Origin of the sequence: Flaviramulus basaltis (assembly GCF_900114265.1) — a bacterium.
Lineage (GTDB): Bacteria > Bacteroidota > Bacteroidia > Flavobacteriales > Flavobacteriaceae > Flaviramulus > Flaviramulus basaltis.
In genome coordinates, this window is the sequence record NZ_FPKV01000003.1 from 196490 (window position 1) to 211063 (window position 14574).

Genomic DNA, 14574 nt, shown 5'->3' on the forward strand with positions numbered 1-14574 from the left:
ATAACATCGCTAAAATACATAATTTAGTCAGGAAACTGCTAAATTGAATGCTTTAACAAAAAATTAGTAGCATTTGACTTTATTGGCATGGTTTTTTCTTTATTTTAGTAGAAATTATGTCGTGCTTTTTTTTAGGCTATTAAATATTAATTGATGAAAAATATTATGAAAAGGAATTATAAAGTTCTGTCGTTAGTGCTGCTTCTAGCATTTGCGTCATGTAGTTTTACAACGAAGAAATTCGATAATCCAGATAAAGATAAATTATTAATACAAATAATAACATTTGTGCTTGAACAAGGACATTTTGATCCTATTGCTTTTGATGATGTTTTTTCTGAAGATTTATTTAAAGATTATATAGGAATTATAGATCCTGTTAAAAGATACTTTTATGAATCTGACTATAAGGATTTTGAGAAATTCAAATTAACTATAGACGATCAACTTAAAGCAACAGATATTACTTTTTTTAACGTTGTAAATGAGCGTATGTTAAAACGTATAGAAGAGGCAAAAGTAATTTATAAAGAAGTGTTATCTGAACCTTTTGATTATACAAAAGAAGAGTATTTTGATACTAATTATGAGAATAGTGAGTTTGCTAAAAACAAAAAGCAAATGAAAGAACGCTGGAGACAACAACTTAAGTTTTCAACACTTTCGAACTATGATGATTTATATGAGACTGAAAAATTGGCTAAGGCAAAAGAGGAGTCTTATGTTATGAAAACCGATGCGCAAATTGAAAAAGAAGCGCGTGAGTCTACTTTAAAATCATTGAATATTTATTTTGAAGATTTTATAGATGATCAACAACGTGAAGATTGGTTTGCAATTTATGTAAACACTATTGTAGAAGAATTTGATCCACATACATATTACTTAGCGCCAAAAAGTAAAGAAGATTTTGATGAGCGTATGTCTGGTAAGTTAGAAGGAATTGGTGCTAGATTACAAAAAAGAATGGACTATATTAAAATAGTAGAACTTATTTCTGGTGGTCCAGCTTGGAGAAGTGAAGAGCTTGAGGTTGAAGATATTATTTTAAAAGTAAAGCAAGAAGATGAGGAAGTACCTGTAGATATTGTAGGTATGCGTATTAATGATGCTATAAAATATATTAAAGGTCCAAAAGGAACTAAAGTAACCTTAACGGTTAAAAAAGTTGATGGTACTATTAAAGATATTACTATTACTAGAGATATTATAGAAGTGTTTGATACTTATGCGAAATCATCAATTGTTGAAAAAGATGATAAAAAGTTTGGAGTTATAAATTTACCAGCTTTTTATGTCGATTTTCAAGATTATAAAAACATAAATGCTGCTACAGATGTAAAGAAAGAAATTGAGCGTTTAAAAGCAGAAGGAATGGAAGGTTTAGTGCTGGATTTACGTAATAATGGCGGTGGTTCTTTGCCTACGGTAGTTGATATGGCTGGTTTATTTATTAAAGATGGTCCTATTGTGCAAGTGCGTTCTACTGGTGAAGCTAAAGAAGTTTTAAAAGACCATGATAAGTCTATTTCTTGGGATGGGCCTTTGGTGATTTTAGTTAACGAACTTTCAGCATCTGCCTCAGAAATTATGGCGGCAGCAATGCAGGATTATAAGCGTGCAATTGTAATTGGTAGCAAGCAAACGTATGGTAAAGGTACAGTTCAACGTGTTATGGATCTCAATAATATGCTAAGAAGTAATACAAGTGGAGATTTAGGAGCTATAGCATTAACCACGCAAAAGTATTATAGAATTAATGGAGGATCTGTTCAGTTAGAAGGTGTTAAAAGTGATGTGAAAGTTCCTGGTCGCTTTAGTTATATTGATGTTGGGGAGAAAGATAAAGCAAATCCATTGCCATGGGATGAAATTGATGCAGCTGCATATACACCATGGGAAAACTATTTTGATTATGATGCTACCATTAAAAAAAGTGAAGGGCGTATGAGTAATAATGAGCAGATGAAGCTTATTGAAGAAAATGCAAAATGGTTAAAAAGTAAAATTGATGAAACAGTTTTTTCTTTAAACTATAAAAAATATAAAGAAAAAAATGAGTCAAATGAAGAAGAATCAAAACGATTTGATGCTATCTTAAACTACAAAACAAACCTAACGTTCGAATCTACAAGTTATGAAAAATCACTTATAGCAAGTGATACTACCGATTTGAAAGAAAAACGTGAGCGTTGGCATGAAAGTTTAAGCCAAGATATTTATATTGAAGAAGCTCTAAATGTATTAGAAGATTTGAAAATGTCATATCCTGTTAAAAAAATAGCTTCAACAGTAAAAAAATAAATGTATTTATGAGTCATAAATCAAACTCATTAAAACAGTTAGCGCTCCAAAAATTTAAAAAGAATTTTTGGGGCGTTTTCAGTTTCTATTATATTGTATTAGTTGGTTTGATTTCTGTATTCGCGTACGTTTTTGCCCCTGATAATTCGCAGTATGCCAACCAAATGCATTTGGCAATTCACTCCAAAAAACCAGGATTTAAAGTGATGATGCTTACTGTACCATCACAATTAGAAACAAAGCAAAGTGTTTTTGATAAGTTATTTTTTGGAAAAAAAAATACAGATACAGAAGTTCCAATTAAAGAATATAAAGTTAAAGAAAAGGTTTTAGCTTATAAAGAATATGCTTCAGATGGTTTGGAAGGTGCAGAAAAGTCGATTAACATAAATACATTTCCTAATAATTTGGTTCAAGACTTTATAAAAGAAAAAACCTTTCTTTTTGGCACTGATAAATATGGTCGCGATTTATTAAGTCGAGTTTTTGTTGGTGCTAGGATATCATTTTTTATTGGTTTTGTGGCTGTTTTTATTTCATTAATTATAGGCGTATTTATGGGAAGTGTCGCTGGTTATTTTGGAGGTAAAGTAGATGCTGTTATTATGTGGGTTATAAATGTTACATGGTCTATTCCAACTCTTTTATTAGTTATTGCCATAACATTAGCTTTAGGCAAAGGGTTTTGGCAAGTGTTTATAGCAGTAGGTTTAACTATGTGGGTTGAGGTTGCTAGAGTAGTGCGCGGACAAATAATTAGTGTAAAAGAAATGCAATATGTAACTGCGGCAAGAGCCTTAGGTTTTAATGATTTTAGAATTATAACTAAACATATTTTACCAAATATTATGGCGCCTGTTATTGTAATATCGGCAGCTAATTTTGCTGGGGCCATTTTAATAGAAAGCGGACTTAGTTTTTTAGGCATAGGTGCACAACCACCAATGGCTAGTTGGGGAGCCATGATAAAAGACCATTATAATTATATTATTTTAGGTAAACCTTATTTGGCAATTATTCCTGGGCTTTGTATTATGAGTTTGGTTATGGCATTTATGCTAATTGGTAATGCCTTACGTGATGCTTTAGATGTGAAGAATTAATTTTCTTCTAATCTTTCAATCATTTTTTTCATCTCTTCTATTTCTTTTTTTTGTGCTTCAATAATTTGATTTGCTAGTTCTTTTACTTCAGGATCTTTCAAATCGGCACGATTACTAGTTAATATTGCGATGGAATGATGGGGTATCATGGCTTTCATCCACCTAACATCGTTTATTGGTATTTGGTATCTAACTAAGTAAGTAGAAACAGCCATTAATAAAAGACTGCCTAAAATTATAGCAACATTTTTTGTTTTATTGCTATACATTTTTTTCATAAATAAAAACATAATAATAGCCATTCCGCTAACGCCTATAAAAGTCATATACATTCTAGTCCAGCTAAAAAATATGTGACTAAATTCAAAGGTGTTAAAATACATGGTTATATACATAGAAATTGCAGAGCAAATTAGCATTAGAATAAACGTGGTATAATTTGATTTTTTCATTTTTATAAGAGTTTTTGTTGCAAACAATGTGTTTCAGTTTCTTCTTTATTAAAATTCCAGAAGATTTATTAAAAGAAAGTTGTAGATGAAAATGCAACGGTTATTGATTAACTCTAAATTATGAAATTATTTTTAAATGATATTATAAGCTAGCTTTTTCTTTGTTCTGTCCTTAGTGTTATCGTAATCAGTATTAATTATTTCAAACTAATTTTTCCAATTTTGAAGACGATCGAGATATAAATAACTTTCTACAAATTTTCTATGTTCAGGGCTAGTCATTTTTTCTAATAAATTTAAGGCTGAAATGTAGCTTGCTAAATTTCCATTTGATGAACTGAATTTTCCGTCTTCAATAAAAGTCACTAAATTATCGTCTTGTACTTTTAGATTAGGATAGTCCTTTTGTAATTGTTCTCCACCACCAATCCAAGTTACAATTTTATGGCCGTCAGCAATTCCAGATTCACCAATTAATTGAGCTCCTGCACAATTGCTCACAACATATTTTGTTTCATTATTTTTCTCTTTAATAAAATTCACAATTTTTTCGTTGTGTACTTGTGCGTACATGTCGTATGCACTTGGTACAAACAAAGCTGTTAATTTCGGGCAGTTTTCAAATGTATAATCAGGAACAAATTGCATTCCTTCTTCGGTTGTTATTGGGCTATTTGTTTCAGCAATTGAAATAACATTAAAAAGCTGCTTTCCATCTTCTGTAGGTTTTGAGAAAACATCAGATGTTGCAATAACTTCGCTTTGCAGAACACCATTATACATTAAAAGACCAATTGTTGGCAATTCCTTTTTGAAAGGTTTTAGGTGTTTTGTAAGCGTGTCGGTTTTCTTTTCGTTTTGTGTAGTAGGCTGGTTATCTGTCGTGGTTTTTGACTTATTTGAGTTACAACTAATCAAAATAGTTAAAAAAATGATTGTTATTAGAGCTCCAAATTTTTTCATTTTAGTATAGTTTTCTATTATTGTTTGCTAATGTTTAATATAAGAATAGTTGTTGGTTTATGTGCGAATAATTTCCAGTATGAAAGTCGGAATTAATAAGCAGTACAAGCAGTTATCTTCAGTTATTTGTCTTTTGAAAAGAGTCTATGCTAGCATTTAATTTGTTGGGCTCAACAACATATTTTTCACAGAATTATTAATGAATGCGTAGGTTAATTAGTTAGAATCTAACTCCATATTCTCATTTAATTCATCAATATAATTTAATACATCGTCTTTCCCAATATCTTTAGATGACGAGGTGATAAAGTAATTAGGCATGTTTTCCCAAGTTTCCAAAAGAGAGCTTTTGTAATCCTCAACATGGTTTTCAATAGCTTTAGGTTTTAGTTTATCGGCTTTTGTGAAAATAATAGAAAACGGTACGCCATTTTCTCCTAACAATTGCATAAATTCTAAATCTATTGGTTGTGGTTTATGTCTAATATCAACCAAAACAAAGGCAGTAACAAGCTGTTCGCGTAAGCCAAAATATTGGGTTATGAATTTTTGAAATACCTTTTTTGAGCTTTTTGAAACACGAGCATACCCATAACCAGGTAAATCTACCAAATGCCAATTTTTATTAATTAAAAAATGGTTTATAAGCTGAGTTTTTCCTGGTCTGCCAGATGTTTTTGCTAAGCTTTTTCGGCTTGTTAGCATATTAATAAGTGATGACTTGCCAACGTTACTTCTACCAATAAAAGCATACTCTGGCAACCTACTTTTAGGACATTTTGCAACATCGGAGTTGCTCATAACAAATTCGGCAGATTTAATATGCATCTATATTAACTTTAATTGTGATTGTTTTTAGAAACTATAAATAATAATTAGTTAAAGTTCTCTTTTTTGTAACCAAGTATCTAATATGTTATTAAACTCTTTTGGATGCTCCATCATAGCTGCATGACCACATTTGTCAATCCAAAACAAATCAGAATCTGGTAAAAGTTCATTAAATTCTTCGGCAACTTCTGGAGGTGTTACAGTGTCGTTTTTACCCCAAATAATACAAGTTGGCACATCCATATGAGGTAAATCTTTAGCCATATTATGTCTAATAGCGCTTTTGGCAATTGCTAATGTTTTAATAAGTTTATTACGGTCGTTTACGGTTTCATAAACTTCATCAACAATTTCTTTGGTTGCAACATCAGGGTCGTAAAAAACATCTTGGGCTTTCTTTTTAATAACTTCATAATCGCTACGTTTGGTATAGCCGCCGCCCATAGCACTTTCGTAAAGCCCAGAACTCCCTGTAATAATTAATGCTTTTACTGTTTCGGGATATAATTTTGTGTGGTATAAACCAATATGTCCGCCTAAAGAATTTCCCAATAAAATAACTTCTTTATAACCTTTAAAAAGTATAAAATCGTGTAAGTATTTTGCGAAGCTTTTTACATTTGTTTTAAGTAAAGACATGCTGTAAATTGGTAATTCTGGAATAATGATTTTATAGCCTTTTTCGCTAAAAAAATCTGATACTCCACTAAAATTACTTAAGCCTCCCATAAGGCCATGCAAAACAATAATTGGAGTGCCTTCACCTGCTTCAATATAACTGTAATTTCCTTCTTTTTTTAATCTATGCGCCATTAATTAGTTGGTCATTGCTTTAAAAACAAATATAGTTATTTCATTCATATTACAATGGTTTTAATTAATTGAAAAAAACTTTCTAAAAACTATATTTTGAGTATTCCAAATAAGTTTTGATTCCGCATAAAACCTGATTCTATAATTATAGTTTATAAACAAAAATGTTAACAACAAAACTATTTTTATTTTTTTAGTGTAACCTGTTGATTTTAAGTGATACCGCCAATTTTAGCTGTTCAAAATCAATTATAAAGGCTTTTTGGGTGGAAATTTATTAACAAAGTGGTATAAAGTGGTATAAAGTGGTAAAATTTTCAATATATTTGAATCTGAAACATTTAAATTTCAAAAACCCGCTTTGGACTTAATTACAGGAACATACGATTGTAAAGTTGATGCAAAAGGCAGATTAATGATGCCTGCTGCGATCAAAAAACAATTAGCATCAGTGTTGCAAGATGGTTTTGTATTGCGTCGTTCGGTTTTTCAAAAATGTTTAGAGTTGTATCCAATGAGTGAGTGGCAGATACTCATGCAAAAAATGAATAAGCTTAACAAGTTTAAGAAGAAAAACAACGATTTTATTAGAAGATTTACCGCTGGTGCAAAAATGATTGAGGTTGATGTAAACGGACGTTTATTGATTCCTAAAGATTTAACTGTTTTTGCAAATATTTCAAAAAACATAGTGGTGGCATCAGCTATAAACATTATTGAGATTTGGGATAAAGATTTATACGAACAAGTTATTGATGATGCTACTGTAGATTTTGCAGATTTAGCTGAAGAAGTAATGGGACAAGACGATGATGACAATGGAATATCATAATCCAGTATTATTAAAAGAAACTGTTGATGGTTTAGATATAAACCCAAATGGTGTTTATGTAGATGTGACTTTTGGTGGCGGTGGACATAGTAAGGAAATATTAAAACGCCTTGGTGATAAGGGAAGACTTTTTGCTTTTGATCAAGATTTAGATGCTCTTGAGAACACTTTAGGTGATCCTCGGTTTACGCTAATAAATGAAAATTTTAGACACATAAAACGTTTTTTGAGATTTCATGGTGTGAAAAAGGTTGATGGTATTTTGGCTGACTTTGGTGTGTCTTCACATCAATTTGATGTAGCTGAACGCGGTTTTTCAACACGTTTTGAAGCGGATTTGGATATGCGAATGAATCAAGAGAATAAAATATCTGCTTTTCATGTTGTTAATGAATATGAGGAAGAGCAATTAAAGCAAGTGTTTTTACAGTATGGTGAGTTGCGTGCTGCTCCAGCTATGGCAAGATTAATTGTTGAGCATAGAAAAACGGATCCAATAATTACTAGCGAACAATTAAAAACTGTTTTAGGGAAGTTTTTGCCGCCGCGTCATGAAAATAAAGTGTTGGCTCAGATTTATCAAGCTATTAGAATAGAGGTGAATCAAGAAATTGAAGCTTTAAAAGAGTTTTTGCAGCAAACACCAGAACTTTTAGAGAAAGGTGGTAGGTTGAGTTTTATATCCTATCACTCATTGGAAGATAGATTGGTGAAACGTTTTATAAGAAATGGCATGTTTGAAGGAGAACCAGAGCGCGATATGTATGGGAATTTTGAGGTGCCATTAAAAAAAGTAAATGGTTTAATAGTGCCATCAAAAGAAGAAATAAGAATTAATAGCAGAGCTAGAAGTGCCAAATTAAGAATAGCTGAAAAATTGTAAATGAAGGAAAGCATCTATAACATATTAAAAGGAACGTTTTTAGTTAGTGATGACTCTTTTAAGAATTGGAGGTTTATTCTGTTTATTTCAGTATTGGCAATTGGTATGATTGCGAGTTCGCATAGTGCAGATCAAAAAGTATACGAAATAGCACGATTAAAAAATGAAGTAAAAGAAATGCGATCCGCATTTGTTGATGGTCGATCCAAGCTCATGGAGCTAAAAATGGAGTCGGCAGTAGTAGAAGTCATGAGGGAAAAAGGAATAACATCATCGGTTATTCCGCCCAAAAAAATAAAAGTAAAAACCCAAAAATAAAGTCTAACCTTGGCAGTAAACGAGAAAGGCATATTAAACCGATTGTATTTTATAGCAGGATGTATGTTCATCTTCGGGATTGCTGTGGTTTTTAAATTGCTAAGCATTCAGTTTTTGCAAGGTGATAAATACAGGGCGCTAGCTACAGAGCGTGTTGTTAAAGATGTTATTATACCAGCAAATAGAGGTAATGTATATTCTGTAAATGGTAATTTATTAGCAACTTCAATTCCTAAATATGATATTCGTATAGATGCGTTAGCGCCGTCTTTAAAAACTTTTGAGGAATATGTAAAACCTTTGTGTGATTCGCTTTCAAAATATTCAGGTAAATCTTCAAATAAGCTTGAGAAAGAAATAAGAAAAGCTCGTGCTAATAAAAACAGGTATTATCTATTAGCTAGAAATATTGGGTACTCAGATTATATACGATTAAGAAATTTTCCATTGTTAAAGCTTGGTGCTTTTAAAGGTGGCTTAATTGTGGAGCAAACTACTAAACGTGAACATCCAATGGGTGGGATTGCGCAACGTTCTATTGGTTATGAGCGTTTTGATGAAAAAGGAAATGTGACTCGTGCTGGAATTGATGGTGCCTTTGGAGTGAAATATTTACGTGGTGTTGATGGGAAAAGAAAAAAACAACAAATAGGAAAAGGGCAGTGGAAACCCTTGAGTGATGCTAATGAAGTTGAGCCACAAGATGGTTATGATGTTTACACCACTATTGATGTAAATATTCAAGATATAGCACATCATGCGCTTTTGGAACAATTGGAAAAATATAAAGCAGACCACGGTTGTGTTGTGGTTATGGAAACTAAAACAGGTGAAATTCGCGCAATTTCTAATTTAGGACGAAATAAAAACGGTTACTATTATGAGCGCTTAAATTATGCTGTTGGTGAAAGCCATGAATCGGGTTCTACATTTAAGTTAATGGCATTGGCAGCTGCTTTTGAAGATAAATTAGTTGATACCAGTGATGTGGTTGATACTGAAAATGGTATTTTGAGTTTCTACGGGAAAAAAGTTCGAGATTCTAAACATGGAGGCTACGGTAAAATAACAGTGTCTAAAGCTTTTGAAATATCATCTAATACAGGTATAGTAAAAGCGATTGATCAAGCTTATAGAAATCAGCCTGAAAAGTTTGTAGATAGGCTTTATGAAATGAACCTTAATAACGATTTAAACTTACCAATTATAGGAGAGCCAAAACCAATTATTCCAGATCCTAGAATTAAAAACGGACGCTGGAGTGGTATTGCTTTACAGTGGATGGCTTATGGTTATGGAGTTTCATTTACACCGCTACAAACATTGACTTTTTATAATGCTGTAGCAAATGATGGTGTTATGGTAAAGCCAAGGTTTTTAAAAGAAGTAAAAGAATTTGATAGAATTGTGGAGCCTTTTAAGGAAGAGGTTATCAATAAGCAAATTTGCTCAAAGGAAACCATTTCAAAACTAAAGCAGCTTCTTAAAAATGTAGTAGAGAAGGAGTATGGAACAGGGCATCGTTTGTATTCTGAAAATTTTTCAATGGCAGGGAAAACAGGAACTTGTCAAAAGGATTATAGAAATAAAGAAAAGCTGAATTATATATCATCATTTGCAGGATATTTTCCAGCAGAAAACCCTAAATATTCTTGTATTGTAGTTATTCACGAGCCAGATAAAAGTGTTGGGTATTATGGCGCTGATGTTTCTGGCCCAGTATTTAAAAAAGTAGCTCAAAAAATATTTATCGATACACCAATTGTAGATGAAATAGAAACACTAAATATTAGTGAAACTTCTATTGAAAATGAATACCAAAGCTTTTATGAAACTGCTCAAAAGTATAAAACCATCATGCCAAATTTAGTTGGAATTCCAGCTATGGACGCTGTAGTGCTTTTAGAAAACATGCAGATTGATGTTAAGGTAAAGTTACAGGGTAATGGTGTTATAAAATCACAATCTGTAGATAAAAACACAAAGTTAAAGAGTAAGCAAACAGTAGTTTTAACAGCTTCATGATAGGATTAAAAGACATATTATATAAAGTAACTATAAACGCAGTTGTTGGTAGCACAAGTGTAGGTGTTAATGCTATAGATTTTGATTCCAGAAAAATTAAAAAAGGCGATTTGTTTGTGGCTATAAAAGGAACAGTTTCAGACGGACATAAGTTTATTGATGTTGCTATAAATAATGGAGCATCAAGTGTTGTTTGTGAAACATTGCCGGATAATCTAGTTGAAGAAATTACCTATATAGAGGTAGATGATTCTAGTAAAGCACTAGCAATTATTGCCTCAAATTATTACAATACACCATCAGAGAATTTAAGACTTGTTGGGGTTACGGGAACTAATGGTAAAACTACAGTTGCTAGTTTACTTTATCAACTATTTAAAAAAGCAGGTTACAAAGTTGGGTTATTATCAACAGTAAAAATTATGGTTGATAATATTGAATATAAAGCAACACATACAACACCAGATTCATTAACTATTAATAGATATTTAAACGAAATGAATGCTGTAGGAGTAGAGTTTTGTTTTATGGAAGTGAGTTCACACGGTATTCATCAGCATAGAACAGAAGGCTTGCATTTTGAAGGTGGTATTTTTACAAACTTATCTCACGATCATTTAGATTATCACAGCACTTTCGCAGAATATAGAGATGTAAAAAAGAAGTTCTTTGACGAGCTTTCTCCAAAAGCTTTTGCGCTAGTAAATATAGACGACAAGAATGGCTTAGTGATGTTGCAAAACACCAGAGCTAGAAAATATACTTACGCCTTAAAACAGTATGCCGATTATAAATCTCAAATTTTAGAAAATCAGTTTGGTGGTTTATTGCTTAAAGTGAATAATAGCGAAGTTTGGACTAGGCTTATAGGGAATTTTAATGCTTACAATGTATTAGCTATTTATGCTACTGCGGAATTATTAGGACTTGAAAAAGTTGAAGTCCTTCGTTTAATAAGCGATTTAGAAAGTGTAAGTGGGCGATTTCAGTATATTATTTCTAATGAGAAAATCACAGCTATTGTTGATTATGCACATACACCGGATGCTTTAAAAAATGTATTAGAAACTATTAATAGCATTCGTACTAAAAACGAAGAACTTATTACGGTTGTTGGTTGTGGAGGTGATAGAGACAAAACAAAGCGTCCAAAAATGGGACATATTGCAACAGCTTTAAGTACAAAAGTAATTTTTACAAGTGATAATCCTAGAAGTGAAGACCCGGAAGCTATTTTAAAAGATATAGAAAAAGGAGTTGAGCCTCAAAACTATAAAAAAGCGCTTACTATTTCAGATAGAAAACAGGCTATCAAAGCAGCTTGTCAAATGGCGCAACCAAACGACATTATTTTAATAGCAGGAAAGGGACATGAAACATATCAAGAAATTAAAGGTGAACGCTTTGATTTTGATGATTATAAAATAGTGCAAGAAGTTTTAAATCAATTACAAAAATAATATGCTGTATTACCTATTTGAATATTTAGAAAAACAGTTCCAATTCCCCGGAGCATCTCTTTTTGGGTTTATAACCTTTAGAGCTGCTTTTGCTATGATTTTATCGCTGTTAATTTCTACAATTTATGGTAAAAGAATTATTCGCTTTTTGGCTAAAAAGCAAATGGGCGAAACTATTAGAGATTTAGGTTTAGAAGGTCAGCAAGAAAAAGCAGGAACACCAACAATGGGTGGTATTATTATCATTTTAGCCACATTGATTCCTGTGTTTTTATTGGCAAAACTGGAAAATGTTTACATTATTCTTTTAGTGGTTACAACGCTTTGGATGGGAACTATTGGTTTCATTGATGATTATTTAAAGAAGTTCAAAAATGATAAAGAGGGTTTAAAAGGACGTTTTAAAATAGCGGGTCAAGTTGGATTAGGATTAATTGTTGGTCTAACATTGTTTTTTCATCAAGATGTAACGATAAAGGAAAAACTCCCACTTAAGCAGCAACAAGAATTGTTAGCAGAAAACCCAAGTATATTGCCATCTAAACTTTTTAAAGCAGAAGAAAAATCTACTAAAACAACCATACCTTTTGTAAAGAATAATGAATTTGATTATGCGAACCTTATAACTTGGATTAGCCCAGATTTAAAGAAATATGCATGGATTATTTTTGTTCTAGTTGCCATTTTTATAATTACAGCCGTTTCAAACGGAGCTAATTTAACAGATGGAATTGATGGTTTGGCAGCGGGAACTTCGGCAATAATTGTACTCACATTAGGCATATTCACCTTTGTTTCTGGGCGTATCGATTTTTCAGATTACCTCAATATTATGTATATCCCAAGTATTGGTGAAATCACAATATATATAGCTGCTTTTGTAGGTGCGCTTATTGGGTTTTTATGGTACAACACGTATCCAGCACAAGTTTTTATGGGCGATACCGGAAGTTTAACTATTGGCGGAATTATAGCTGTAATTGCTATAGCAGTTCGTAAAGAGTGGTTAATACCAGTGTTGTGCGGAATATTTTTAGCAGAAAATTTATCGGTGGTTATGCAAGTGAGTTGGTTTAAATATACCAGAAAAAAGTTTGGAGAAGGGCGACGCATTTTCAAAATGTCACCATTGCATCATCACTATCAAAAATTAGGATATCACGAAAGTAAAATAGTAACACGTTTTTGGATTGTTGGCATTTTGCTGGCAATACTTTCAATAGTGACGTTGAAAATTAGATAAATGAAAAGGCTGGTAATTCTTGGTGGTGGAGAAAGTGGTATAGGTACAGCGCTTTTAGGAAAGGAAAAAGGATACGACGTTTTTGTTTCCGATAAAGGAAAAATTAAAGAAAAATATAAAGAAGTTCTTATACATAATGAGATTGAATGGGAAGATGAAAAGCATACAGAAGAAAAAATTCTGAATGCAGACATCGTAATGAAAAGCCCTGGAATTCCAGATAAAGTGTCGTTGATAAAACAACTTCATGAAAAAGGGATTTTGGTAGTTTCAGAAATTGAATTCGCCTCAAAATTTACTAATGCTAATATAGTTGGAATTACGGGTAGTAATGGTAAAACAACAACTGCAACATTAACACATCATATTTTAAAGCAGGAATTGAATGTGGGTTTAGCAGGTAATATTGGTGATAGTTTTGCGAAGCAAGTTTTAGAAAAGGGGTTTGAGAATTACGTGTTAGAGATTAGCAGTTTTCAGTTAGATGATATTAAAGATTTTAAACCAAAAATTGCAGTAATCACAAATATCACGCCCGATCATTTAGATAGATATGATTACAAATTTGAAAACTATATCGAATCTAAATTTAGAATAGCTATGAATCAAACCAAAGATGATTATTTGATTTATGATGCTGATGATGAAGTGATAGTAAATCATTTAAAAAACAATCCAGTTCAATCCACATTATTGCCATTTTCGTTAGTAAAGACCATAGAAAACGGCGCGTATTTAGATAAAGAAGACATTAAAATAACAATAGATAACAATCAAATAATTATGCCAACATCAAATCTAGCATTAGAGGGAAAACACAATATTAAAAATGCCATGGCTGCTTCAACGGTAGCACATTTATTAAAAATAAGAAAACAAACAATTCGTGAAAGCTTAGAGAATTTTCAAGGTGTTGAGCATCGTCTAGAGCAAGTTCTTAAAATTAATAAAGTGCAATACATAAACGATTCAAAAGCAACCAATGTTAATGCTACTTATTATGCTTTAGAAAGTATGGATGCGCCAACGGTTTGGATTGTTGGTGGAACAGATAAAGGGAATAATTATGCAGAGCTTTTTTCGTTTGTAAATGAAAAGGTAAAAGCAATTATTTGTTTAGGTGCTGATAATGAAAAGTTGATGAACACTTTTGGTGGTATGGTTGATGTTATTGTTGAAACACAATTTATGAGTGAAGCTGTTAAGATTGCTTATAAAATTGCTGAAGCTGGGGATAATGTTTTGTTGTCTCCTGCCTGCGCAAGTTTTGATTTATTTGAAAACTACGAAGATAGAGGACGTCAATTTAAAAATGCAGTCAGAAATTTATAATAATAATTATTTCGT

Annotated in this window: 13 protein-coding genes; 9 read left to right on the top strand and 4 right to left on the bottom strand. The window is 32.0% G+C overall.

Annotated elements, in window-relative coordinates; genetic code table 11:
* Positions 1-165 precede the first annotated feature (165 nt).
* Complete coding sequence (locus BT151_RS13155) at positions 166-2304, top strand: carboxy terminal-processing peptidase (protein WP_072403165.1); 2139 nt, start codon at positions 166-168, stop codon at positions 2302-2304.
* Between the two features lie 8 nt (positions 2305-2312).
* A complete protein-coding gene (locus BT151_RS13160) occupies positions 2313-3407 on the top strand; it encodes an ABC transporter permease (protein WP_072402808.1) in 1095 nt (364 codons plus the stop codon).
* Here the strand turns inward: BT151_RS13160 and BT151_RS13165 are convergent.
* From BT151_RS13165 to BT151_RS13180, 4 genes are all read right to left on the bottom strand, one after another.
* Entirely contained in the window at positions 3404-3859 is a 456-nt protein-coding gene (locus BT151_RS13165) for a DUF305 domain-containing protein (RefSeq protein WP_072402809.1), read from the bottom strand. The genes BT151_RS13160 and BT151_RS13165 overlap by 4 nt on opposite strands.
* 207 nt (positions 3860-4066) lie before the next feature.
* Entirely contained in the window at positions 4067-4822 is a 756-nt protein-coding gene (locus BT151_RS13170; RefSeq protein ID WP_072402810.1) for a DJ-1/PfpI family protein, read from the bottom strand.
* 216 nt (positions 4823-5038) lie between these two features.
* Positions 5039-5650, bottom strand: coding sequence for a ribosome biogenesis GTP-binding protein YihA/YsxC (gene yihA / locus BT151_RS13175; RefSeq protein ID WP_072402811.1), 612 nt, complete (start codon positions 5648-5650; stop codon positions 5039-5041).
* Positions 5651-5701: 51 nt separating this feature from the next.
* Positions 5702-6466: an alpha/beta fold hydrolase gene (locus tag BT151_RS13180; protein ID WP_072402812.1), complete on the bottom strand. Its 765-nt coding sequence runs from the start codon at positions 6464-6466 to the stop codon at positions 5702-5704.
* Positions 6467-6827: 361 nt separating this feature from the next.
* On the opposite strand from BT151_RS13180, the gene mraZ reads away from it, so the two are divergent.
* The 7 genes from mraZ to murD all read left to right on the top strand — a co-directional run bounded on the left by mraZ (position 6828) and on the right by murD (position 14559).
* Complete coding sequence (mraZ, locus tag BT151_RS13185) at positions 6828-7298, top strand: division/cell wall cluster transcriptional repressor MraZ (RefSeq protein WP_072402813.1); 471 nt, start codon at positions 6828-6830, stop codon at positions 7296-7298.
* The gene (gene rsmH / locus BT151_RS13190) at positions 7285-8181 is read left to right on the top strand and encodes a 16S rRNA (cytosine(1402)-N(4))-methyltransferase RsmH (RefSeq protein ID WP_072403166.1); all 897 of its coding nucleotides are present in this window, start codon (positions 7285-7287) and stop codon (positions 8179-8181) included. Before mraZ ends, rsmH begins: the two co-directional genes overlap by 14 nt.
* The gene (locus tag BT151_RS13195) at positions 8182-8499 is read left to right on the top strand and encodes an FtsL-like putative cell division protein (protein WP_072402814.1); all 318 of its coding nucleotides are present in this window, start codon (positions 8182-8184) and stop codon (positions 8497-8499) included.
* A 63-nt stretch (positions 8500-8562) separates the two neighbouring features.
* Positions 8563-10524 (top strand): penicillin-binding protein, encoded by a 1962-nt coding sequence (locus BT151_RS13200; RefSeq protein ID WP_072402815.1) that lies wholly within the window; start codon positions 8563-8565, stop codon positions 10522-10524.
* Positions 10521-11984 (top strand): UDP-N-acetylmuramoyl-L-alanyl-D-glutamate--2,6-diaminopimelate ligase, encoded by a 1464-nt coding sequence (locus BT151_RS13205; RefSeq protein WP_072402816.1) that lies wholly within the window; start codon positions 10521-10523, stop codon positions 11982-11984. The genes BT151_RS13200 and BT151_RS13205 overlap by 4 nt, the downstream gene beginning before the upstream one ends.
* 1 nt (position 11985) lies before the next feature.
* Positions 11986-13227 carry a phospho-N-acetylmuramoyl-pentapeptide-transferase gene (gene mraY / locus BT151_RS13210; RefSeq protein WP_072402817.1) on the top strand — a complete coding sequence of 414 codons (1242 nt, stop codon included), beginning with the start codon at positions 11986-11988 and terminating at the stop codon, positions 13225-13227.
* A complete protein-coding gene (gene murD, locus BT151_RS13215) occupies positions 13228-14559 on the top strand; it encodes a UDP-N-acetylmuramoyl-L-alanine--D-glutamate ligase (protein WP_072402818.1) in 1332 nt (443 codons plus the stop codon). It abuts the gene before it with no gap.
* The last annotated feature ends 15 nt before the right edge of the window (positions 14560-14574 follow it).